Genomic DNA, 23,005 nt, shown 5'->3' with positions numbered 1-23,005 from the left:
GGAGGAAAGAAAAATGAAACAAAGATATTTATTTTCAGCTCTTTTTATCTCTATCGTGTTTACTACACTCTTATTTGGTCATCCAATGGTTGGAGAGGCTGAAGAAAATGGCGGTGCGGTTCAGACAAACGGTGGGATTACTTTTTATGAAGAAAGTACATCCAACAGCGCGAAAGAATCTAATGATAGTAACGCGACTACAACACCTAGTCAGATGCAGATGCCTAAACCAACTAAACCTGTAGGCAGATATCCCTCGACAGGAGAGCTGGTGAAAGCAAGCCTTGGGATTAGTGGAATTATACTAATTGGAATCGGTTTGATACTGTTCTATCTGAAACGGAAAAAAGAGCAGAGGAATATCGAAGGGAAAGAGGGGTAGCAGAATGAGGGAAAAACAAAAGACTCTTTTGTTGATAGTACCATTTTTATTAATTGTTCTATTTAATGATTCAGTATCAGCTTATGCAGAAACAGCAAGGCAGGGAATCGAAAATATCCAGTTTGAAGGTGGCTACCCCAAAGTACCTAAAGACCCTGAACAACCTGGAAATGAAGTGAATCCAGGCGATAGTCCTTCTACAAATGGAGAGCTGAGAATCGATTTTGTTCCTCAATTTGAATTTTGGAAGAATGAGACAACCTCAACAGATGCCGTTTATTTTGGAAATGCTCAGTTATTTCATGGAAATGTCGGAGCTAGAGGAAATTTTGTACAAGTGTCTGATTATCGTGGTACTGGAAAAGGCTGGACTCTACAGATACGTCAAGAAATGCAATTCAAAAATGATGACACAAAAAATAAAGAACTTAACGGTGCAGTGATTTCTTTGGACCAATCTTGGGCTAGCTCAACTAGAAACAAAGAAGAAGCACCAATCGTTCAAAAAGATGTGATTCGTATCGATAATATTGGCCAAACATATAATTTAGCTGAAGCAAAACCTGGTTCTGGTGAAGGAACCTGGGCTATTACATTTGGAGCGTCTGCTGAAAATGGTTATGGGCGAAAAGAAACACTCAAACCACGTTTAGACAAAGAAGGCAATCCAGTTATGGATCCAAACTTTGAAAATAAACCAATGTATCAGAATGAAGCATTAACGTTGTCTATACCGGAGGCAACCAAAAAAGATCCGGTCACTTATAATACGGTGATAACTTGGATTTTATCCGAGCTACCATAAATAATCCAAAAATATTAGGAGGAAACAGAAATGAAAACCACACACAAATTAGCAAGTGCTGCATTATTAGCAGCAGTCGGAGTAGCTCTTGCAATTCCATCAGCTACAAAAGCAGCAACAAGTCCCAATCAAACAGGGAAAGGTAATATTGAATTCCAAACAGATACATCAACAAATCCATCTAACTTACCACCAGGTGAATCATCAGGAGAAGAATTGACAGAACCAACACAAAATCCAGATCCTTCTGAATTGAAAATTGTATCAGTGACAGATATGGATTTTGATAAACATGACATTCTTGCCAATGATTCTGAAAAAACATATAAAGCAGTACCATTTACAGATGGAACTCAAACAGTAGCTCATTTTGTTCGCTTCAGAGATATTCGTGCCAATGTTGCTGAAAATTTCTACACAATAGATGTAGCATTAACAAAACAATTTACAAGTACAGGGACTCTTACTTCTGAATTGACGGGTGCGAAATTAACTTACAATAACATATCTTTGGTAACAGGAACAAATAGTGCAACTTTACCTACTCAAGCTGCTGTCTCTTCAGTTACTGACTTAGAATTTGCGGAAGACGGTTCAAAATCTCAAACAATATTGACTAATAAACAATCTGGCAAAGGATTTGGTGTATTTGAGCTAATGTTTGATACCAATGAAAATGCTAAAGCTGGTAAAGATGTATATGATGGTGTGACATTGAAAGTGCCAGGTACAAATGTATTGAAATCTACAAACTATGAAGCTGAAATCACTTGGACAATTGCTACGACACCAGAAGTAGAAGAACCAGAAGCATAAAAAAATTGTAAAATAGGGGAGACATAAGTAGTCTCAAAAAATGAGTAGTGCATGATTTGATTCGTTTACGCTATTCATACCGATGGTGTTAGAGGGTGAAACAAAACGAGTTTTTAGTTTTGTCCCACCCTCTTATTTTCAAGAAAAGAAAGAGGGATATTTAATGGGAAAAAAAGTAACAAGAACACTACTGAGCTTATTATACATAGTTACACTCTCCTTTATTTCTGCATTGACGGTTTATGCAGAAGAGTCAAAAGATAATCAAAATTCTGGTGGTTTCTCTTATGAAGTGATCTTGCCAGAAAACCAACATAATTCTAAAGTAGGCTACTTTGATTTAAGAGTGACACCAGGGCAAAAGCAAACGCTCCAAATAAAACTGAAAAATAGCGCAGATAAAGAAACAACTGTTTCAGTCAGTGTAAATGGAGCTAAAACCAACAGTAACGGTGTTATTGAGTATGGCGAGAATAAAATGAAAAAGGATGCTTCGCTAAAATATGATTTGAAAGACATTGTAACTGGTCCAAAAGAAGTGACATTAGCACCACAAAGTGAAAAAATGTTAGATTTAGAAGTTGCTGTGCCTGAAGCTTCTTTTGAAGGATATATTTCAGGAGCGGTTAGTTTGTCTGAAAAAGACCAAGAAAATACAGATACAAAATCAGATAGCGGAATGATTAAAAATAAATTTGTCTATCAAACGGGCATTCAATTAAGTGAAAGTGAAACTAAAAAAATCAAGCCTGAATTGAAATTGAATCAGGTGTATCCAGAACTAAATAATTACCGTAATTCTATTTTTATTAATTTTTCTAATGTTAAACCAATCTATATCAGTGATATGACAGTAGATGTCCAAATTATGGGTAAAGCCTCAGATGAAGTACTATATGATACTAAAAAGGCTCATATGAAGATGGCACCAAATACATTGATTAATTTTCCAGTATCTATGAATGGTGAGAAAATGGTGCCAGGTGATTATCGCGCCAAAATCTTAGTGACTACAAAAGCTGGCGGGCGTTGGCAGTGGGAACAGGAATTTAAAATCACAGATGAAGACGCAGATAAGTTCAATGAACAAGATTTGACATTAGTTCAAGAGACAGGAATCAATTGGCTGTTGATCGCAATGATTGTTGGCGGTTCTTTGGCATTGATTTTGATTGTTTTTATAGTGATTCGTTCGTTAAAGAAGGGTAGCAAAAAGAAGAATGCTAAAAGAAAAGTCTCTTCTACAAAGAAAAGAAAGAAAAACTAGAGAGAGTTAGAGAGGAGGCGCAGAAAAATGGAAATATTAGATTGGCTGTTTATTGGACTCCTTTCCTTCGCTATCCTCTGTTTTGTGTTGATGCTCATTTTTTTGACTGTACTAGTACTAACAGGAAAAAAGTTGGAGCAACTAAGGACAAAGAGACCTAAACATAAACTTAAAGTGAAAAAATGGAAAAAAGCTTGTCGTAGGCTGATTAAAAAGCGTAATCAGCAGATTCGGTATGTTATTTTCTTTTTATTAATAGGAATAGTAGGAGTTAGCGGTGCTTTTTACAGTCGCTATTACCAAGCAACGAACTTAGGGAAAAGAGATTCAGATGCTTTAATACAAGGTTATTTTCTGATTGATGGTATTGAAGAACAATTAAATCAAGTGCAAGAAGCGGATAATCCTAAAAAAATACAAGGGACATTGTATGATTTATCAGCACGACTTGCTAGTTATGGTGCACATTCAGCAAATGGACGTTTATCAGAAGAAGGGCAAAAAAAATTGAATCGACTGTATTCAAATATGAAAGAATTAGGAGTGAATCTGGGGAGTCAGACATTAGAGTCATTAAGTAACCCTGAGACACTGAAAAGTTATAAAAGTGATGTAAAGACAGCTCAAGGAAATCAGAAAAAAGTATTAAAGTACTTCCGTATTAACGAAGCTTCTTTAAAGAGAAATAAATAAGCTGTTTTAATACACCAAGGAGGGTTTTTGATGACAACACGTAAACCAAGAGCTCTTAAAAAGAAAACCAACAACCACCAGTCTACTGTTTCAAGACCTAAAAAGGCTCAAAAGCGACAACAATCAAACAAGAAAAGAAAAAAACAGCGACGGAAATGGATGAGGAAAACGCTGATAGAAATAGTATTTAGCATAGTGATCACGTTGTTTTTGATTTATTTGGTTTCGTTATTTACCTTCGTCCTACCTCAAGTAGAAGGGTTTGGGATGACCCCAGTGTTGAGAGAGCCTAATCGAATTTTTGTGAATCGTTTAGGTGAAATCAAACGCTATTCTCTAGTTTATTTTCATGTTCCGAATCGAAAAAATGAGGTTTCCACACGTCGAATTATTGGTATGCCAGGAGAAAAAGTAGTGTATAAAGAAGATGTTCTTTTTATCAATGATCAGGAACGAGTGGAACGATTCTTGACTGAAGAACTTAAGAAGGCGGGAAAAGAGGGCTATCAACTAACGGAAGATTTTAGCACAGAAGCAATTATTGGAGCTGTTCGGGGTAAGATCCCTCAAGGAAAGTATTTAGTTTTAGGGGATAATCGTTCTTTTGCAACAGATAGTCGGCATTATGGATTGGTTGACGAACAAGAGATTATCGGTGTCGCCACAATGAAAGTACTTCCGCTTCACGAAATGATGAAACTATAGAAAACAAAGGTAGAGACTATGAATCATCTTGAACGAAATCAAAAAAAACGAAGAAAAAATTCTAAAATAAATCAACAAAAAACTCATGCTGTAAAGAAAAAAAGAAGACAGAAATTAATAGTAAAAAAGCGCCGATCACTTTCAAGAAAACACCAAGTGCAAAGACGATTATGGCAAAAAAAATTAGCGAAGCTATCTAGCATTTTAGAAACGATTCTATTTGTTTTATTTATTTTAGTATGTTTGAATTTTTTGCTGAATTACCGTTCTCATTTTGTAGAAGGTCACTCAATGGAACCGACATTTAAAAATGGAGATCATTTACTAATTCATAAAAGAAAAACAATCACTCGTTACGATATTGTTACGTTTGAACCTAAAGAGGAGCCGGATAGTTCATATGTTAAACGTGTGCTTGGACTTCCTGGTGATCGGATTTTTTTATACGATACTCAATTATATGTATTTGAAAATCTAGATAGAAATCAAGAACCTGCTAAACTAATTCAAGAAAATAAATTACCTGATAGTACTATAGTAGTCAAACTCTTTCAAAAAGAAACGGTATCTCTTTTTAAAAACGTAGAGCAAATTCCTAAAGATCATTACTTTGTTTTAGGGGATAATCGTTCAAATTCTAAAGATAGCCGTTCAATTGGATTCATTGATGCAAAGCAAATCGAAGGGGTTGTTAATTTTCGCTTTTACCCCTTGGATCGATTTGGTTTTGTTCATTAAATTGTAAAGTGAGGTCAGTATGAGAAAGAAAGTTCATTTATTTATCAAAAATAATGGGATGTTTCTGTTGCTAAGTGTGGGAATTCCAATTGCAATTATGGTGATTGTATATGCAAAAATAGGTGTTTATCCAGGAAGTGAGCAGCACACGATTTTGGCAAGTGATGGGTTTTCTCAATATGTTAACTTTTATGCTAGTTTAAACAATGTATTTAAAGGAGATCAAAGTATTTTTTATACTTGGAATAGTTCAATGGGACTAAATTATTGGACATTTATTGCGTATTATTTAGGAGGGATATTCAGTCCTTTGGTGATTTTTTTTACAAATCTTCAACTTCCAGATTTTCTTTATTATCTTACATTAGTAAAAATCGGCAGTTTAGGCGGAGCGTTTTGGTTTTTTGCTTATCAGACATTTCGGCTACCAAAATGGAGCCACGTTGCTTTAAGTGTTTCATATGCATTGATGTCTTTTGTGGTAGCACACTCTGAAATATTAATGTGGCTGGATGCAATGGTCTATTTGCCTTTAATTGTTTTGGGGATTCATCGCTTAATGGATCAAAAGAAACCAGTCTTGCTATTTATAAGTTATGTTCTATTATTTGTTTCAAACTTTTATATGGCGTTTATGGTGGGGCTGTTTACCTTTGGCTATTTTGTAGTACGCATGTTGACTGATCGAAAACGATATTTGTTACGTTTTCCGATGTATTTGCTTACTTCATTTCTAGCTGGTGGTACATCGATGATCGTGATTTTACCTACAGTTTTGGACTTGAAAAACAACGGAGAAGTATTTAGTAAAATTGTTCATTTGAAAACAAAAAATACTGGTCCTTGGGATTTAATAATTAAAAATATGATAGGAATCTACGATAGTACCAAGATAAAGTCTACACCGTTTATTTACATAGGCTTGCTAGCTGTTATCTTTTGTTTATTTTTTTTCATCACGAAGAAAATTTCATTGAAGCAAAAAATTTGTTATGGCAGTTTATTGTTGATTTTAGTTGCCAGTTTTTACTTAGAGCCGCTGAATCTTTTTGGCAAGGGATGCATACACCGAATATGTTTAATTTTCGATTTAGTTTTCTTTTCTCTTTCCTCGTATTGCTTTTAGCAGGTTATGGGTGGGAAAAATATGATTCAGAAGACTTTGATCAACTGGTCACGATTTTTTTAAGTTTAATGGGGCTATATTTATTTGTGAGATTTATTACGGGACAAGCTGACTATAAATATATTCAAGCGATCAATGTTATTTGGACGTTCGTTTTTCTCGTAGGTTATCTAGTGGTTATGGCTTTAATGAAAAGAAATGAAAGTTATGGAAAGTGGATTGGATTATTATTGCTTTTACTGGTTTGTGGAGAGGCAGGATTAAATAGTTATGGTATTGTTTTAGGGATTCAAAATGAATGGCATTATCCTTCTAGGAAATACTATGCAGAGCCTTATAAACCAATCAAGGAGTTAGTGGATCAGACCAAAGTAGATAATACTAGTTTTTATCGTTTGGAGAATTTAGATTTTGTTTCACCTAATGATTCTTTTAATTACGGATATAGTGGTGTGAACATGTTTTCTTCAATCCGAAATCGTCACTCATCTTACTATTTGAATGCTTTGGGGTATCGCTCAACAGGAACGAATTTAAATATCCGTTATGCCAACAATACGTTGTTGATGGATTCTTTAGTAGGGATGAAGTATAACTTAGCAAAAGAGGTCGTTAGAAAATTTGGATACAATAAAATTGCCGAAAAAGGTGAGTTTTCACTGTATGAAAATAGCTATGCGTTACCACTTGGAATGTGGACGGACGATGAAATATATGAGTCTGGCGCTGTAAAATCACAAGCAACACTATTAAATCACTTGGCCGAAACAAAAGAGGATTTCTTTTCATTTAGTGCGTTGGAACAAGTCAAAATTACAAATATAAAAGAGCAAAAAGGAAGGATCAATCGTACTGATGTTGTGACATATACACCAGAAAAAGAGACTGAGCCGATGATTTTAGAATGGACAGTGGACATCCCTAAAAATCGACAGGCCTATGTTAGTATTTATCCAGTAGGGTATAAAACGTTTGGCTTTCCAATGATGAAGCTGGAAGTAGATGGCGTTGTTCATGACAGTTCCATCACAGAAACGGGGCAGTATTATTCTTTAGGCTATTACAAAGAAGCAAAAAAGGTCACTTTTAAGATGAGTATTTCTAATTTGAAAAAGAAAGATGTTTTTCAAATCGTCCAGCCAGATGTAGCGTTGTTGGATACAAAGAAATTCAGTCATTCCATTGAGAAAATCAAAGATAATGGCGTAGACTTTCAAGTGAAAGGACGTAGAGCGGCAACAACAGTAAAATTGGATCAAGATAAAGTGCTTTTTACTAGTATCCCTTATGATAAAGGCTGGAAGGCATATGTTGATGGGAAGCGGACAACTATTCCAACCTTTAAGCAGGCGTTTTTGACTTTACCAGTGAGTGCTGGAGAGCATGAAATTGAATTTGTCTTTTTACCACAAGGTTTTCCTTTAGGTGTTGGATTGTTGATAGTGTGTACAGGCGGCTTTGTTGGGTATGTTTGGTGGTTGCGATGCAAAGCTGAAGATCCATTTTATAGTTATTAGATATAGAGAAATTAATACGATAAACTACTTATTTAGATGCGTAGTGTAGAGCCAATACTTCTTTTTAGTTTTGACTCGCACGCGCTTATTTTTTAGCATAGTTCATTAAAAAAGATAGAAAGGAATAATGAGTGTTCACTTATTGTTGGTAATGTAAAGAATGAAAAGTCAGAGAAGTAATGGGATTGTGGAAGTTTGGAACAAATCATACCTTGTAAGGTACTATTTGTTTTTTCTAGTACTGAGTGTTGGTGTTCTTTATTTCAGTCACATTCAAGGGGGATTACTTTATCAAGGAGATGACATTTTTTTTCATCATAATCGGATTAATGGGTTAGCTTTAGGGATTGCTAATGGAGATTTCTTTCCAAAAATCAACTTTTATTTTTTGAATGGTATGGGATATGCCGCACCTATTTTTTATGGAGATCTTTTTTTGTATCCGGCAGCCATTTTAAGATATGCTGGTCTGACGATTGCTCAGTCATATATTGGATTGTTAATAATGATCAATTTTGCTAGTTATGTTATTGCGTATCACAGTTTTAAAAGTTATAAAGAAAATAAGCAGCAAGCGTTATTCTTTGCTTTTTTATATGGAACTGCGTCTTATCGATTGGGAGATATGATTGAACGCGCAGCATTGGGAGAGGTTTTGGCGTTGACTTTTTTACCTGTCGCTTTACTAGGGTTATGGCATATTTTCAGAGGAAATGAAAAGAAGTTTTACTTATTGGGAATTGGCATGAGTGGAGTAATTTTAACCCATATGTTGACAGCTGTTATTTTTTGTTTTTTTATTATTTTCTTTATTTGCTTAAATATGGATGTTATTTTTGAACAAAAAGAAAGGGTGTTTGCTTTTGTTTATGCGATTGGAGCGACAATACTGTTAGTCGCTGGTTTTCTAATGCCAATTATAGAACAGTTATGGGGACAAACGTATAATTTTCAAGTTTCACCTGTGATTACTTTAGAACAAAGTGCCAGTAGTATTCAAGAGTATTTTTGGATTGCGTTTAAAAATTATGGGCATAACAATTTAGGTTTATTTGTTATTGCAGGCATGTTTATACTAGTAATCTGCTACAAATCTTTGTCGAAGCTGACGATGCAATTAGTGATTATTGGTGTGGTATTTTTTGTTTTAGCAACGAATATTGCTCCCCAGAGGTTACTTAGTAAAACTATTTTGAATACAGTGCAGTTTCCTTGGCGTTTTTTTCTGATTGTTACACTTTGTATTTGTTGGGGATTTGCAGATACTAGTGAGCAATTTTTTCGGAATAGACAAATCAATGGCTGGTTTATTAGAGCAGTGATGTTAGGTGTGTTGTTAATGGGCATAGGTCATAGTTTAGTGTTACCTGATGCAATAAAAAAGTGGCGGCAGGATTCATATACGGATTATGATCCAAACTATTTAGGGTGGGGATTAGAGTATATCCCCAGTGGAATGGACATTTTATCATTACGAACACAGCCAAAAGAAATTAGAAGAACGGATATGGTCACAATTGACAAAACAGAGTGGTCGTATGGCAAAGTCAGGTTGAATTATCAAGTTAGTCAAACTGGAAAAATAACGCTCCCGTTTATCTATTATAAGGGGTATCAGGCGCGAAATATAGAAACTGATGAGAGGCTGGAGGTCGCATCAAGTGATAGATTTCCGGGGTTATGTGAGATTATCGTTGGGAAAAACGGGAAGGTAGAAATCTTCTATGAAAAGACTTGGATTCAACGGATATCTATGATGGTTTCTGTAATTAGTTGGATTATTTTGATGACGGGTATTATTCGTCAGAAACTTTTCTCACCGGACAAATCATGAGAATAAGGAGTTCTGATGTTTAGTGGGCAGAGAGCGAAGGCAAATTGTTTTTCCGTTTGTCTCGTTCTTGCTTTTTTTGTTATTCACATTTAATTATGAGTTTTTTGTTTGATTTTGATCGTCATTTCCTCATTTTTATTAGGTTAAGTAGGAGGGAGAAACGAGGGGGATGTTCATTTAATCATATAAACCCAATGTTTATGACTATGAAAAAACAGATTAAGTGGAAGGGTGAGGACAAATATGAGTTCATTTTATTTTAATCTAGATTAGAAAAGTATGTTTGAAAAAGGGATTGTAACTTGCTATTCTTTTCGGTGAGCGAAGGAGGTTCTAGTGATGGAAAAGAGTAAAAGGAATCCTTTTTTTAGTCAGAAGGATTTTGTAGTAGCGCTAGAAGAAATTATTTTGCCATTGAGAAAGCCAATCATTAAATCTGAATATTCAGGGCTGTGTCTGGGAAACAGTGGAGCAGTATATAATCAGCAACGAGCTGATATGGAAGCGCTTGTTCGTCCTTTATGGGGAATTGCGCCATATTGGAAGAGTCAACAAGATGATGAACTGAGAGATGCTTTTTTAGCAAAATTGGCTAAAGGAACAGATCCTGATGGTCCTCATTTTTGGGGTAGGGTCACTGATTACGATCAATATATCGTTGAAATGGCAGCGATAGCGCTGACGCTTTTGTTACAGAAAAATTACTTTTGGGATCAATTAGCAGAAAAAGATCAAAAAAATGTTGTTGCATGGTTATCGCAAGCGTTGGAAAGGAAAATTCCTAAAAATAATTGGACGTTTTTTAAAGTCCTCATTCGGATTGCGCTGTATCATTGTGGGGAGTCTTTAAATTGGGAGAGATTAATAGAAGAACTTCAATTAATTGACTCCATGTATATCGGTTCAGGCTGGTATATAGACGGAAAGAGCACACAAAGAGACTATTACATCCCTTTTGCTTTCCACTATTATGGGTTGATTTATGCGAAATTTATGAAAGAAGAAGAGCCGATCTGGTCACAACGTTTTATCGAAAGAGCGACGATATTTGCCCAAGACTTTGTTTATTACTTTGATAGTGATGGAGAGGCGTTGCCTTATGGACGGAGTTTGACGTATCGGTTTGCCCAAGGCGCTTTTTTTTCAGCATTGGTGTTTGCAGATGTTGAAGCGATTCCTTGGGGAGAGATGAAAACAATTTTATCTGCCCATTTAAAAAATTGGTTAGACCACGATATTTTTACTTTTGATGGCAGACTGTCAATCGGTTATCATTACGAAAATCTTGTGATGGCAGAAGGTTACAATGCGCCTGGTTCGCCATATTGGGCATTAAAGACATTTTTAATATTAGCAGTTTGCGAAGATCATCCTTTTTGGCAAGCTATGCCCTTACCAATAAAGAAAAAAACAAGGAAGCTCATGGAAAAAGGAAATATGCTTTTGATTCAAGAAGATAATGGCCGCCACGTATTAGGTTTTCCAGCCGGCATGATGGTTGAAGGACAGGCGCATGCAGAAGCGAAATATAGTAAGTTTGTTTATTCAACGAAGTTCGGTTTTAGTGTACCGAAAGCTGGATTTAGTTATGAAGAAGGCGCATTTGATAATACCTTAGCTATTTCTTGTGACAACGGACGTTTCTTCCGAACAAAAAGAGAAACGCTTAACTATCAAATCACGGAGGAAGCTGTTTATCATCGATGGTCGCCATTTGAAGGTGTAGTAGTTGATACAGAGCTGTATCCTTTGGGGCAGTGGCATTTGCGTGTCCATGAGATTGACACGAAGGTTCCTTTAGAGATTCGAGAAGGTGGGTTTAGCGTTCCATTGTCAGGAAGAAAGCCACAAGGAAAAATAGGAGCAAATTGGTGCTTTGTGACAGAAGAGAAGTTGATCTCTAAAATCATAGCAGTCGAAGGTTATGATGAAGCGTTGGTTATTCAACCAGAAGCCAATACTTCGTTATTTTTTCCTAGAACCAGTTTGCCTTGTTTGAAAAAAATATTACCTGTAGGAAAGCACCGTTTAATCTGCCTTGTTGGTGGAATTGTTAACGGTGAGGAAGGGATAAAAGACGATGATAAAAATTGAATTAAAGAATGAAGAAAATCAAACGATTATTGGTCGGATTGATCATGAAAAGGAGTGTGGTCCTTTTGTCGCAGAAGGGGATAGCTTGGCAGTTCTGGCAATAAAAGACTACTCATATGAATGTGGAGATAAGATTATTGTCACAATAAATGAAGAGGATACCTATTTTGTTGTTCAACTAGATGAGACATTAGCACCTTCCCTTATTTTTGTGCCTCAAAAAACATGGGAGTACTCAATTCCGCTAACTGAGTCTACTAGAAAAGCTTCTGTTGAAACAGCTTTTCACTCAAAACGTCACCACTTGATGGTGCGAAAAGCTTATGATTTTGAAATTAGAAATTATCAAAATCTTTCTTTTAATTCCCATGATCAAAAAGAAATATCTGGCGTTTATCCTCATGTAAAAGCAAATGTGGAAACGAGAGACGATGCTGTTTTTTTTGCTAAAAATGCGATTGACGGAAAATATGGCAACTTGTCTCATGGCTCGTATCCCTTCGCTTCTTGGGGAATCAACCAGCAAGCAGATGCGGCATTGACGATTGAATTTGGTCGTAAAGTAGACATTGACTGGATCAGATTGTTATTTAGAGGAGACTATCCTCACGATAGTTATTGGAACGAAGTGACACTAGAATTTTCAGATGGCACCCAACTTGTTGTGCCAACTACGAATGCCACAAGTTTTCAGGAAATCAGATTTCCATTAAAAGTAACAGAATCGGTAACGTTTAAGGAGCTTAAAAAAGCAGCGGATAGTTCTCCCTTTCCTGCTCTTACCCAAATTGAGGTTTTTGGGAGAAATAAATAAAAAGGAGCCATGATTTTTTTGCTGATAGCGAAATCATGGTTTTTTGCTAGAAAAATTTCTCAAGAAGGTTCGCTTTTTGAATTTTTTTGAGTTATAATGTTTTTGGTTAATATGTTAACAAGTTAAGGAGTGGTGGATATGACTCTTCAAGAGAATAAAAATAAGCTGATTCGCTTAGGTGAAAATGTAACCCAACGATGGCTCAGTGAGCAAATCAATGAATGTGTCAGGAAAATTGAAAAAAACATGGAGCGGTTTGGCGCGAAATTCCCCTCAGCTTGTGGGACAAACGGACAATATCGTATCAAAGAGAACGATGATTGGACGAACGGATTTTGGACAGGCATGCTTTGGTTTGCTTACGAATGGACTGGAAAAGAAAAATTTATGAAACGAGCGATGGAAACAGTCGAAAGCTTCCAACAACGATTAGATAATCACTTTGTATTGGATCATCATGATATTGGTTTTTTGTATAGTTTATCAGCTGGTGCAGGCTACGAAGTAACTGGAAGTAAGGTTTGCAAGAAAGAACTTTTACAGGCAGCAGATGTTTTATTGGCTCGCTTTCAGACACAGGGCAATTTTATTCAAGCTTGGGGAAAATACGGTGATCCAAAGGAATACCGCTTGATTATTGATTCTTTGATTAATTTACCACTTTTATTCAAGGCGACAGAAATTTCTGGTGATCCTCGTTACTCGGCTGTTGCTGCGAAGCATTATCATACCTTGTTGAACACAGTGATTCGAGAAGATGGGACAACGTTTCATACGTACTATTTTGATCCTGAGACAGGAGAGCCAAGTCATGGTGCAACCCATCAAGGCAATAGTGATGAATCGATTTGGGCAAGAGGGCAAAGTTGGGCGGTGCTGGGGATTCCTTTGAATGAACGTTATCTTCATTCTGAGCCGTTTCCAGAAATTTATTCAGCAGTCGTAGAGGTCTTTTTGGAACACTTACCTGCAGATCTTGTGCCTTATTGGGATTTTGATTTTAATGATCAACATCCTTCAGACAAAGACAGTTCTTCAGCGGCAATTGCAGCTTGCGGATTATTAGAAGCGGAATCATTGCACGCATATCCAAAAGCAAAAGCAATCGCTAAGGGAATGCTTTATCAACTGGGAGAACAGTATTCAGCCAAAAATATAAGTGATAACGAAGGCTTATTACTTCATGGTGTTTATGTACATGGAGAAGGAAAAGGCATCGATGAACCAAATTTATGGGGCGATTATTTTTATTTAGAGGCCTTGATTAGGTTAGCGAAGCCGACGTGGAAAAGATACTGGTAAAGGGGGATGACAATGCAAACGTTTGAGATAAAAGAAGATTTTTTATTAGATGGTAAGCCGATCAAATTGATAAGTGGTGCGATTCATTACTTTCGGATGACACCAGGTCAATGGGAAGATAGTTTATATAATCTAAAGGCTTTAGGCGCCAACACGGTAGAAACCTATATTCCATGGAATATACACGAACCGATCGAAGGAACTTATGATTTTAAAGGAGTCAAAGATATTGAAGTCTTTGTTAAACTTGCTCAAAAAATGGGATTGATGGTTATTTTGCGTCCTTCTGTTTATATCTGTGCAGAATGGGAATTTGGCGGGCTGCCAGCTTGGTTACTAAAGGAAAAAGGTATACGTCTTCGTTCAACTGATCCACGTTTTATGAGAAAAGTTCGTCAATATTTCAGTGTTTTAATCCCTAAGCTAGCACCATTACAGCTGACCCTGGGCGGACCAGTCATCATGATGCAGATCGAGAATGAATATGGTTCATATGGTATGGAAAAAGAATACTTGCGTCAAACCAAACAATTGATGGAAGAATTTGGTATTGATGTCCCAATGTTCACCTCTGATGGCGCTTGGGATGAAGTGTTGGATGCAGGGACATTGATTGAAGAAGATGTGTTTGTGACAGGGAATTTTGGTAGCCGTTCAAAAGAAAATGCGCAAGTAATGAGAAATTTTATGGAGCGTCATGGCAAAAAATGGCCAATCATGTGTATGGAATATTGGGATGGCTGGTTCAACCGCTGGAATGAACCGATCATCAAAAGAGAGGGGAAAGAATTAGCGAGTGAAGTAAAAGCTATGTTGGAAGTCGGTTCGCTGAATTTATATATGTTTCATGGGGGAACGAATTTTGGCTTTTACAATGGTTGTTCTGCACGAGGTGCGCTTGATTTACCCCAAGTCACCAGCTATGATTACGACGCTTTGCTGACTGAATGGGGGGAGCCGACAGAAAAATATTATCACGTTCAAAAAGCAATTAAGGAAGTTTGTCCAGAAGTTTGGCAAGCAGAACCACGAAAAAAAGTCCCCGTAAATTTAGGTATATATCCTGTAAAAAATAGTGTGTCGCTCTTTTCAACGAAGGATAAGATGATAACAGCTCAGCAAACCACGTATCCTTTAAGTATGGAAGCAGCTGGTGTTGGTTACGGGTACATGCTATATTCAGTCGAATTGAACAATTATTTTCATGAGAATAAATTGAAAGTAGTAGAAGCTAGTGACCGGATTCAAGTGTATGTTGATGGAACGTATAAAGCAACCCAATATCAAGAGACTGTTGGGGAAGAGATGATTATAAAAGGGCAAGCAGATCATAAAAAAATCAACTTGGATGTCTTGATCGAAAATTTAGGGCGAGTGAATTATGGGTTTAAGTTAAATGCACCCACGCAATCAAAAGGTATCCGCGGCGGTATTATGCAGGATATCCATTTTCATCAGGGGTACAAACAATACCCGCTGACACTGTCTGAAGATCAGTTGCACTCTATTGATTATACAGCGGGAACAGACCCCTTACAGCCATCCTTTTATCAAATAGAGTTTGAGCTAAACGAGTTAGGTGATACTTTTATTGATTGTTCCGCTTACGGTAAAGGTGTGGTCATAGTAAATGGCATTAATCTTGGTCGTTACTGGAATGTTGGACCAATCCGTTCGTTGTATTGTCCAAAAGAGTTCCTAACCAAAGGATGTAATGAAGTTGTGATTTTTGAAACAGAGGGACGAGAAATTAAAGAGCTTATTTTTTCGGAAAAGGCAATGATAGATTAAAAAAATAGAGGTAGAAGCTTTACTCGGCTTCTACCTCTATTTTTGTTTTGAAATATTTCCAATGTTTGTAGCTAACGATGTATTCAGCTACGCTTCCGTCAGGTAAATAAGAATGCTTGATTTGTTTAACAGCGGGCTCGCGAAAACTTAGTTGCAGTAAATGTAACAACTCTGCATCGTCAGGAAAGACGATTTCATTTGTTTCTACAGAAGCTAATGAAAAAAGATCAATATCAAAATCTTTACGCACACGTTCGTAAACACTAGCATAAGCAGAAAGTTTTTTTGACAGAGGTTCTTTTACTAATTTCTTTGGTAAATGAGTGATATGCACTAAAAAAGGAACCTCACTGAATGATCGCACGCGGACGATTTTGTAGTAAGAACTATTAGCAGGCAAGCCAAGCTCTTTTAAGATATCAGGCTTCTTTTCTTCTTCGATAGAAATCACTTGAATCTTCTCAGTATCTAAAGAATGCAGTTCTATATCAGAAAATTTAACATTTTGAGAGACCTTTGATTTGGAGACGAAGGTTCCTTTACCTTGTATACGATAAAGGTAGCCTGCGCTAGTTAATTCGTTCAATGCCTTCACAGCAGTGATAGAGCTAACTGAATATCTGCGCTTGATGTCTGCTTCTGAATAGAATTTATCACCTGGGATGAATGTATGGTTTTTTATTTCAATTAAGAGATCTTGCTTGATCTGCTCATATTTAGGGATCACAATGGATTACCTCCGTTATTGTAGGGTAGTTCTTTAAGCATAACATGTTAATTTTATTTAAGCAATTGCTTTATAGCCTATCTGTTAGTAAAGACGAACAATTAGTAAGGAGTAATCGAAAAACTCAACATATTAAGATATTAGGTTTACGGATGAGTTATCATGTGTTATAGTATATTCGTAAGAGACATAACATGTTAAGTGGGGTAACCTGCATTTTAGGAGGGAATCAAGTGGAAAACATTGTGTTAATAAGTCATGGCGAGATGGCTGAAGGTGTTAAAGTCAGTCTTGAAATGATTGTTGGACAGCAAGCAAATGTTCACACCGTTTCATTGCGACCGGATGGGGATAATATCCAGTTTGAAAATGAGTTAAATGAAAAAATGAAAGCCCTTAACGGATCAACACTTATTATTGCAGATTTATTGGGCGGAACACCTTGTAATGTGGCGATAAAGAATTATTTACATGTAGAAAATGTTGAAATCATTGCTGGAATGACTCTTTCGATTGTTATAGAAGCTGTTGTGAATCAACAAGTAGCTGTAAAGGAACTGATTTGTCTAGCGAAGGAAAATATTGTAGACGTGAAAGCTGGGATGCACCAAGCAGAACAAGAAATTTCAGAAGCGAACTTAGAAACCGAACTCAATGATTTTAGCATGTATGCCGGAAAAGCCAACATCGTCAACACTCGTATTGATGAACGCTTGATTCATGGACAAGTTGCAGGAATTTGGTCAACCAGCTTAGATACACAACGAATCATAGTAGCTAATGATGAAGCAGCTTCAGATCCGCTGCAAAAATCTTCACTTCGAATGGCAGCGCCTACTTCGATGCGATTGTCTGTTTTGCCTGTTGCTCAGGCAGCTGAAAATATTCTTTCAGGGAAATACGGAAAACAGCGCTTATTTTTATTATTTAAAAATCCGACAGACGTTTTACGATTTATAGAAGCGGGCGGCCCAATTCAAACCGTGAACGTCGGTAATATGAGTTATAAAGAAGGGGCACGTGAGGTCACTAAAAGTATTCAAGTTTTAGAATCAGAAGAAGGGGTTTTCGATGCTATTTCGGCTAAAGGAATAAATGTAACCGCTCAATTAGTACCGAATGACCCATCTATTGATTTTATGAAGAAATTAAAAGGTTAAAAGAATTGGACGAAAGTGGTTAGCTTTTATATTACCCAGCTTTACAGGCTAGCTCTTCGGGAAAAAGATAAAATTTGATTGTGGCAAGTGACGCCACCCTCATATTTTCCTATTTTTCAGTCGAGCCTGTTCAGCTTTTAAATTATCTAGCTTCGCGGGCTAGTTCTTCGGAAAAAAGATAAAATCTGCCTGTGACAAAAGGCGTCACAAACATATTTTCCTATTTTTCAGTCAGAACTGGACGAGCCCACTATGCTTTTAAAATTAGGAGGAAATTTTATGCATTTAGCGGCGTATCAAATTATTCTTATTACGGTTTATGCTTTTATTGCGATTAATGATTCACTTATTTCTAATACATTGACACAGCCGGCGATTGCCGGAATGATTTCTGGGATGATCATGGGAGATTTGAAAACTGGGTTGATGGTCGGTGGGACGCTTCAATTGATGCGTTTAGGGATTGCTGCGTTTGGTGGAGCGTCTGTGCCGGATTATTTTACTGGGGCGGTGTTAGGTACAGCGTTTGCCGTGATTTCTGGTAAAGGAGCAGAGTATGGGATTGGTTTAGCTGTTCCTGTGTCGTTATTGATGCTTCAATTAGACGTTGTTGCACGTTTTTGTAATGTGTTTCTGCTACATCGAGTGGATAAAGCAATCGATAACATGCAGGTGAAACGAATTCCGCGTTTAGTGTTATCAGGTTCTTTTTTATGGGGATTATCTCGTGCGATTCCGATTTTATTGATGTTGTTAGTGGGGGATGCGGCTGTTACAACAATTACTGAAAATACGCCAGAGTGGTTGATGACTGGTTTGAAAACAGCCGGTGGTGTGTTGCCAGTTGTGGGTGTCGGAATTTTACTTCGTTACTTGCCAACTAAACAATATATTCCTTATTTACTTTTAGGTTTCTTTTTAGCTGCGTATTTACAAGTGCCGATGTTAGGGGTTTCGATTATCGGGATGGTTGCAGCCATGCTTGTGTTTAAACGAGATAGTGATAAATCAGTAACACAAACAGCTTCTAGTACGAGTAACTTTGAAGGAGGATTTGATGGGGATGAGTAATCAAAAACTAACAAAACAAGAATTGAATGCTATCAGCTGGCGGTATATTTTAGGAAGCCAATTAAATTGGAACTACGAACGAATGATGAGTTCGGGGTATTTGTATGGGATTTTACCCGTTTTGAAAAAATTCTACGGACATGATGAAAAACAGTTGCAAGATATGTTGCGTACCCACAATCAATTTTTTAATACAAATGCGATTTTCGGGAATTTGATTATGGGGATTGATGTAGCTATTGAAGAGGAAGATGGCTATAAAGCTAAAGATACGATTGTCGCGCTAAAAACAGCTTTGATGGGCTCACTTGCTGGTGTGGGGGATTCTTTATTCCACGTCATTTGGGGAACGATTTTTGGTTCAGTGGCAGGGACACTTGCTCAAAGTGGCTCTGTTGTCGGGTGTGTGATCTGGATTATTGCCAATATAGCCTTGTTGTTTGCTCGTGCGGCGTTATTACCATTGGGATACAAACAAGGAGTAAAACTAGTTACGACATTGAAAGATAAATTGGCTGCCTTCACAAATGCAGCTACTGTTTTAGGGGTTACCGTAATTGGTGCATTGATCCCATCAGTTATCAAAGCAACTGTCCCTTTTGTTTATAAAAAAGATGGTGTTGAGCTAGTTATTCAAGATACATTAGACGCTATTTTGCCATCACTGGTGCCGATTTTATTGGTTATTTTGACGTACTGGATGTTAGGACAAAAGAAATTAAATTCTACACGAGTGATTTGGATTATTTTGATTCTTTCAATCGCTTTGAGTGCTTTTGGAATTTTAGGTTAACAAATTAAGAAAATAGGTGATTAGATGAAGCGAGTGACTATTTTATCTCGTTTAGAGAAAACAGGTGTGGTAGCGGTTGTTCGAGGGGCGACCAAAGAAGAAGCGCTTCAAGCAAGTCATGCGATCATAAAAGGCGGTATGACTGGAATCGAGTTGACCTTTACCGTTCCTCAAGCAGATGAAGTAATCAAAGAATTAGTGGCTGTATATAGTAAACGCGCTGATATCGTCATTGGAGCTGGGACGGTGTTGGATGCTGTGACTGCTCGTCTGGCGATTATGGCAGGAGCTGAATATATTGTTAGTCCGAGTTTTGACGCCCAGACTGCTGAGCTATGTAATTTATATCAAATTCCTTATTTGCCTGGCTGTATGACCATCACAGAAGTCAAAGAAGCGTTAAAATGTGGAGCCGATATCGTAAAACTGTTCCCGGGAAGTGCTTATGGTCCAAGTATTCTTTCAGCCTTTTTAGCACCGATGCCTCAGGTTAGTTTAATGCCTACAGGAGGAGTCAATCTAGAAAATATGGCGGATTGGTTCCAAGCGGGTGCTGTGACTGTAGGTGTTGGTGGCGACTTACTAGCTCCAGCAGCAGTGGGTGATTTTGAAAAAGTGACAGAAACAGCCCGTCAATATGCAGCCAAATTAAAAGAAATCAAGGGATGAGCAGATGGGAAAAGTTGTTACTTTAGGAGAAATCATGTTGCGCTTATCTACTCAAACGGGAGATCGCCTAGCTCAAAGTCATTCTTTAAATGTTCATTATGGCGGCGGAGAAGCAAATGTTGGGATTTCGTTAGCGAATTATGGGCATGACGTTATGTTTGCCAGTAAAGTACCAGATAGTTCTTTAGGAGAAGCGGCTCGAAAACACTTAAGCCGTTACCAAGTAGACACTCGTTTCTTGCTTACAGGGGGCTCAAGATTAGGGCTTTACTATTTGGAAACAGGTGTAGGTGAGCGTGGTGCGTCGGTTGTTTATGATCGAGCAGGATCGAGTTTTGCACAAATGGAAGAGATTGAATGGGATGTGGCTGAATTGTTCCGAGAGGTTGATCTTTTTCATGTCTCAGGGATTACACCTGCGTTATCTGAAAAATGGCAAACGATGACGCTTGAGCTAATAAAGCAAGCAAAAAAAGCAGGTTGTCTGGTTAGTTTTGATAGTAATTATCGTAGTAAATTATGGGACCAACATGAAGCAGGTGCTGTGTTACAAAAACTGTTACCGTATGTAGATTACTGTTCAGCAGGAAAATTAGACGGAATACATTTATTAGGAATCACTCCTTTTCAAAAAGAGCAAGAAAATGACAGTGCTTTTTATTATGAAGAAATGCAGCGTATGTTTCCCAATGTACGAGGGTTTTATGCAACTAAAAGAGAAGTGTACTCCGCAAGTGTGAATCATTTGGTCGGAACCTTGTGGCTTGATGGTCAATACTATGAATCAGCCGTTCATGAAATTGATCCAATTGTTGATCGAGTGGGTGGAGGCGATGCGTTTGCTGGTGGGATTTTACATGGTTTATTAGAACAATTACCACCTCAAAAAATAGTTAATTTTGCTACTGCTGCATCTGCACTTAAACATACGGTTTACGGTGATTGCAATCAGTTTAATACAAAAGAAGTCGAGGCATTTCTTACAGCCGACTCAGGAAAAATAATACGTTAAAGGAGCATGAATCATGCAAAAGATGGAAAATAGATATACCCATAGTCCGGAAGATATCCGTCACTATTCAACAGAAGAGTTACGTAGAGAATTTTTAGTAGAAAAAGTATTTGCACCCGGCGAAATCAGTTTGACTTATACGCACAATGACCGCATGATTTTTGGTGGCGTGACCCCGACAACTGAGCCACTAGAAATTGTATTGACGAAAGAATTAGGCGTGGATTATTTCTTAGAACGCAGAGAATTAGGCGTGATTAATATCGGTGGTGCTGGCTCCATTACAATTGATGGAAAAACAGAAGCGATGAAAAAACAAGATGGTTATTATATTGGAAAAGAAACGAAGCAGGTTGTTTTCCAATCAGATGATCCGAAAAATCCGGCAAAATTCTATGTGAATAGTGTTCCCGCACATCATAAATATCCGAATGTGAAAATCAGTATCGATCAGATTAAACCCATGGAAACAGGGGAAGCTTTGTCATTGAATAAACGTAGAATCTATCAATACATTCATCCCAATGTATGCGAAAGCTGCCAACTTCAAATGGGCTATACTGTGTTAGAACCAGGCAGTTCATGGAATACGATGCCTTGTCACACGCATGAGCGCCGGATGGAAGCGTACCTTTATTTTGATTATGTCAATGAAGACACTCGTGTATTTCATATGATGGGAAAACCGGATGAAACAAAACATTTAGTTGTCGACAATGAACAGGCGATTATTTCACCAAGTTGGTCGATTCATTCTGGGGTGGGAACAGGTGATTACACCTTTATTTGGTCAATGTGTGGTGAAAATATCACGTATACAGATATGGATATGGTTCCAATGAGCCAATTAAAATAGAAAAGAGGCAATAAAATGGAGTTCAATACGAATATGTTTCGATTAGACGGAAAAGTCGCTTTGGTCACAGGTGCAATACACGGTATTGGTTTTGAAATTGCCAAGTCACTATCTATCGCCGGTGCAACGATTGTTTTTAATAATTTGTCACAAGAATCTGTCGATAAAGGGTTGGTTCTTTATCGAGAAGCAGGAATTAAAGCAGTTGGTTATGCCTGTGATGTAACGGATGAACAGGCGGTTCAAGCAATGGTTCAGCGAATCAAAGAAGAGGTTGGTTCGATTGATATTTTGGTCAATAATGCTGGAATCATCAAACGTATTCCGATGCTGGAAATGTCAGCAGACGATTTTAGACAAGTTGTTGATGTCGATTTAAATGCACCTTTTATTATGGCTAAAGCGGTTATTCCAGACATGATCGAAAAAGGTGGCGGCAAAATCATCAATATTTGCTCAATGATGAGTGAATTAGGACGAGAAACCGTTAGTGCCTACGCTGCTGCTAAAGGCGGATTAAAAATGTTGACGAAAAATATTGCGTCAGAATATGGGCAATACAATATTCAATGTAATGGGATTGGACCTGGTTACATTGCTACGCCACAAACAGCCCCGTTAAGAGAAAGACAAGCAGATGGAGAACGGCATCCTTTCGATCAATTTATCGTTGGTCGAACACCTGCGGCGCGTTGGGGGAATCCAGTCGATTTAGCAGGTCCGGCCGTTTTCTTAGCTTCAAGCGCATCTGATTTTGTTAATGGACATATATTATATGTGGATGGCGGTATTCTAGCTTATATTGGAAAACAACCGTAAATAAAGAGAGGGAC

At 37.4% G+C, this 23,005-nt stretch carries 20 protein-coding genes and 1 pseudogene; 20 read left to right on the top strand and 1 reads right to left on the bottom strand.

Annotated elements, in window-relative coordinates; translation table 11 throughout:
- Window positions 1–13 precede the first annotated feature (13 nt).
- From A5880_RS06980 to A5880_RS06915, 13 genes and pseudogenes are all read left to right on the top strand, one after another.
- The gene (locus tag A5880_RS06980; RefSeq protein ID WP_086330936.1) at window positions 14–382 is read left to right on the top strand and encodes an LPXTG cell wall anchor domain-containing protein; all 369 of its coding nucleotides are present in this window, start codon (window positions 14–16) and stop codon (window positions 380–382) included.
- Between the two features lie 4 nt (window positions 383–386).
- Window positions 387–1,187, top strand: coding sequence for a WxL domain-containing protein (locus tag A5880_RS06975; protein ID WP_086330937.1), 801 nt, complete (start codon window positions 387–389; stop codon window positions 1,185–1,187).
- 30 nt (window positions 1,188–1,217) lie between these two features.
- Window positions 1,218–2,003 carry a WxL domain-containing protein gene (locus A5880_RS06970; protein WP_086330938.1) on the top strand — a complete coding sequence of 262 codons (786 nt, stop codon included), beginning with the start codon at window positions 1,218–1,220 and terminating at the stop codon, window positions 2,001–2,003.
- Between the two features lie 163 nt (window positions 2,004–2,166).
- Window positions 2,167–3,270, top strand: a complete 1,104-nt coding sequence (locus tag A5880_RS06965) for a WxLIP family cell surface protein (RefSeq protein WP_086330939.1) — start codon at window positions 2,167–2,169, stop codon at window positions 3,268–3,270.
- 27 nt (window positions 3,271–3,297) lie between these two features.
- On the top strand, window positions 3,298–3,963 hold the full coding sequence (locus A5880_RS06960; RefSeq protein ID WP_086330940.1) for a hypothetical protein: 666 nt from the start codon (window positions 3,298–3,300) through the stop codon (window positions 3,961–3,963).
- A gap of 30 nt (window positions 3,964–3,993) precedes the next feature.
- Window positions 3,994–4,668 carry a signal peptidase I gene (gene lepB, locus A5880_RS06955; RefSeq protein ID WP_419469608.1) on the top strand — a complete coding sequence of 225 codons (675 nt, stop codon included), beginning with the start codon at window positions 3,994–3,996 and terminating at the stop codon, window positions 4,666–4,668.
- 18 nt (window positions 4,669–4,686) lie between these two features.
- Complete coding sequence (gene lepB, locus A5880_RS06950; RefSeq protein ID WP_086330941.1) at window positions 4,687–5,406, top strand: signal peptidase I; 720 nt, start codon at window positions 4,687–4,689, stop codon at window positions 5,404–5,406.
- Between the two features lie 19 nt (window positions 5,407–5,425).
- Window positions 5,426–8,049 (top strand): annotated as a pseudogene (locus A5880_RS16190) (YfhO family protein).
- Window positions 8,050–8,209: 160 nt separating this feature from the next.
- A complete protein-coding gene (locus A5880_RS06935) occupies window positions 8,210–9,883 on the top strand; it encodes a hypothetical protein (RefSeq protein ID WP_086330943.1) in 1,674 nt (557 codons plus the stop codon).
- Window positions 9,884–10,222: 339 nt separating this feature from the next.
- On the top strand, window positions 10,223–11,977 hold the full coding sequence (locus A5880_RS06930) for a DUF2264 domain-containing protein (RefSeq protein WP_086330944.1): 1,755 nt from the start codon (window positions 10,223–10,225) through the stop codon (window positions 11,975–11,977).
- Window positions 11,964–12,791, top strand: coding sequence for a hypothetical protein (locus A5880_RS06925; RefSeq protein ID WP_086330945.1), 828 nt, complete (start codon window positions 11,964–11,966; stop codon window positions 12,789–12,791). Before A5880_RS06930 ends, A5880_RS06925 begins: the two co-directional genes overlap by 14 nt.
- Window positions 12,792–12,929: 138 nt before the next feature.
- The gene (locus tag A5880_RS06920) at window positions 12,930–14,093 is read left to right on the top strand and encodes a glycoside hydrolase family 88 protein (protein ID WP_086330946.1); all 1,164 of its coding nucleotides are present in this window, start codon (window positions 12,930–12,932) and stop codon (window positions 14,091–14,093) included.
- 12 nt (window positions 14,094–14,105) lie between these two features.
- Window positions 14,106–15,884 carry a glycoside hydrolase family 35 protein gene (locus A5880_RS06915; RefSeq protein ID WP_086330947.1) on the top strand — a complete coding sequence of 593 codons (1,779 nt, stop codon included), beginning with the start codon at window positions 14,106–14,108 and terminating at the stop codon, window positions 15,882–15,884.
- 19 nt (window positions 15,885–15,903) lie between these two features.
- On the opposite strand, the gene A5880_RS06910 is transcribed toward A5880_RS06915, so the two are convergent.
- On the bottom strand, window positions 15,904–16,611 hold the full coding sequence (locus tag A5880_RS06910; protein WP_086330948.1) for a GntR family transcriptional regulator: 708 nt from the start codon (window positions 16,609–16,611) through the stop codon (window positions 15,904–15,906).
- Window positions 16,612–16,844: 233 nt separating this feature from the next.
- Here A5880_RS06910 and A5880_RS06905 point away from each other — a divergent pair, with 233 nt between their 5' ends.
- The 7 genes from A5880_RS06905 to A5880_RS06875 all read left to right on the top strand — a co-directional run bounded on the left by A5880_RS06905 (window position 16,845) and on the right by A5880_RS06875 (window position 22,991).
- The gene (locus A5880_RS06905; protein ID WP_086330949.1) at window positions 16,845–17,771 is read left to right on the top strand and encodes a PTS sugar transporter subunit IIAB; all 927 of its coding nucleotides are present in this window, start codon (window positions 16,845–16,847) and stop codon (window positions 17,769–17,771) included.
- A 279-nt stretch (window positions 17,772–18,050) separates the two neighbouring features.
- Complete coding sequence (locus tag A5880_RS06900) at window positions 18,051–18,842, top strand: PTS mannose/fructose/sorbose/N-acetylgalactosamine transporter subunit IIC (RefSeq protein WP_086330950.1); 792 nt, start codon at window positions 18,051–18,053, stop codon at window positions 18,840–18,842.
- Window positions 18,829–19,635, top strand: coding sequence for a PTS system mannose/fructose/sorbose family transporter subunit IID (locus A5880_RS06895; protein ID WP_086330951.1), 807 nt, complete (start codon window positions 18,829–18,831; stop codon window positions 19,633–19,635). The genes A5880_RS06900 and A5880_RS06895 overlap by 14 nt, the downstream gene beginning before the upstream one ends.
- Window positions 19,636–19,659: 24 nt before the next feature.
- A complete protein-coding gene (locus A5880_RS06890; protein ID WP_086330952.1) occupies window positions 19,660–20,304 on the top strand; it encodes a bifunctional 4-hydroxy-2-oxoglutarate aldolase/2-dehydro-3-deoxy-phosphogluconate aldolase in 645 nt (214 codons plus the stop codon).
- Between the two features lie 4 nt (window positions 20,305–20,308).
- Window positions 20,309–21,316 (top strand): sugar kinase, encoded by a 1,008-nt coding sequence (locus A5880_RS06885; protein WP_086330953.1) that lies wholly within the window; start codon window positions 20,309–20,311, stop codon window positions 21,314–21,316.
- Window positions 21,317–21,329: 13 nt separating this feature from the next.
- Complete coding sequence (gene kduI / locus A5880_RS06880) at window positions 21,330–22,172, top strand: 5-dehydro-4-deoxy-D-glucuronate isomerase (RefSeq protein ID WP_179190447.1); 843 nt, start codon at window positions 21,330–21,332, stop codon at window positions 22,170–22,172.
- A 15-nt stretch (window positions 22,173–22,187) separates the two neighbouring features.
- Window positions 22,188–22,991, top strand: a complete 804-nt coding sequence (locus tag A5880_RS06875) for a gluconate 5-dehydrogenase (protein WP_086330954.1) — start codon at window positions 22,188–22,190, stop codon at window positions 22,989–22,991.
- Window positions 22,992–23,005 lie beyond the last annotated feature (14 nt).

The sequence above is a fragment of the Enterococcus sp. 4G2_DIV0659 genome (genome assembly GCF_002140715.2).
Lineage (GTDB): Bacteria > Bacillota > Bacilli > Lactobacillales > Enterococcaceae > Enterococcus_L > Enterococcus_L mansonii.
The sequence above is the reverse complement of the archived record's forward strand: the minus strand, read 5'-3'. Positions and strand labels throughout refer to the sequence as shown.

Excerpts from the sequence above, each read along its gene's own strand:
- A5880_RS06980 (WP_086330936.1), top strand. The coding sequence starts at position 14 with ATGAAACAAAGATATTTATTTTCAGCTCTTTTTATCTCTATCGTGTTT.
- A5880_RS06975 (WP_086330937.1), top strand. The coding sequence starts at position 387 with ATGAGGGAAAAACAAAAGACTCTTTTGTTGATAGTACCATTTTTATTA.
- A5880_RS06970 (WP_086330938.1), top strand. The coding sequence starts at position 1,218 with ATGAAAACCACACACAAATTAGCAAGTGCTGCATTATTAGCAGCAGTC.
- A5880_RS06965 (WP_086330939.1), top strand. The coding sequence starts at position 2,167 with ATGGGAAAAAAAGTAACAAGAACACTACTGAGCTTATTATACATAGTT.
- A5880_RS06960 (WP_086330940.1), top strand. The coding sequence starts at position 3,298 with ATGGAAATATTAGATTGGCTGTTTATTGGACTCCTTTCCTTCGCTATC.
- lepB (WP_419469608.1), top strand. The coding sequence starts at position 3,994 with ATGACAACACGTAAACCAAGAGCTCTTAAAAAGAAAACCAACAACCAC.
- lepB (WP_086330941.1), top strand. The coding sequence starts at position 4,687 with ATGAATCATCTTGAACGAAATCAAAAAAAACGAAGAAAAAATTCTAAA.
- A5880_RS06935 (WP_086330943.1), top strand. The coding sequence starts at position 8,210 with ATGAAAAGTCAGAGAAGTAATGGGATTGTGGAAGTTTGGAACAAATCA.
- A5880_RS06930 (WP_086330944.1), top strand. The coding sequence starts at position 10,223 with ATGGAAAAGAGTAAAAGGAATCCTTTTTTTAGTCAGAAGGATTTTGTA.
- A5880_RS06925 (WP_086330945.1), top strand. The coding sequence starts at position 11,964 with ATGATAAAAATTGAATTAAAGAATGAAGAAAATCAAACGATTATTGGT.
- A5880_RS06920 (WP_086330946.1), top strand. The coding sequence starts at position 12,930 with ATGACTCTTCAAGAGAATAAAAATAAGCTGATTCGCTTAGGTGAAAAT.
- A5880_RS06915 (WP_086330947.1), top strand. The coding sequence starts at position 14,106 with ATGCAAACGTTTGAGATAAAAGAAGATTTTTTATTAGATGGTAAGCCG.
- A5880_RS06900 (WP_086330950.1), top strand. The coding sequence starts at position 18,051 with ATGCATTTAGCGGCGTATCAAATTATTCTTATTACGGTTTATGCTTTT.
- A5880_RS06895 (WP_086330951.1), top strand. The coding sequence starts at position 18,829 with ATGGGGATGAGTAATCAAAAACTAACAAAACAAGAATTGAATGCTATC.
- A5880_RS06890 (WP_086330952.1), top strand. The coding sequence starts at position 19,660 with ATGAAGCGAGTGACTATTTTATCTCGTTTAGAGAAAACAGGTGTGGTA.
- A5880_RS06885 (WP_086330953.1), top strand. The coding sequence starts at position 20,309 with ATGGGAAAAGTTGTTACTTTAGGAGAAATCATGTTGCGCTTATCTACT.
- kduI (WP_179190447.1), top strand. The coding sequence starts at position 21,330 with ATGCAAAAGATGGAAAATAGATATACCCATAGTCCGGAAGATATCCGT.
- A5880_RS06875 (WP_086330954.1), top strand. The coding sequence starts at position 22,188 with ATGGAGTTCAATACGAATATGTTTCGATTAGACGGAAAAGTCGCTTTG.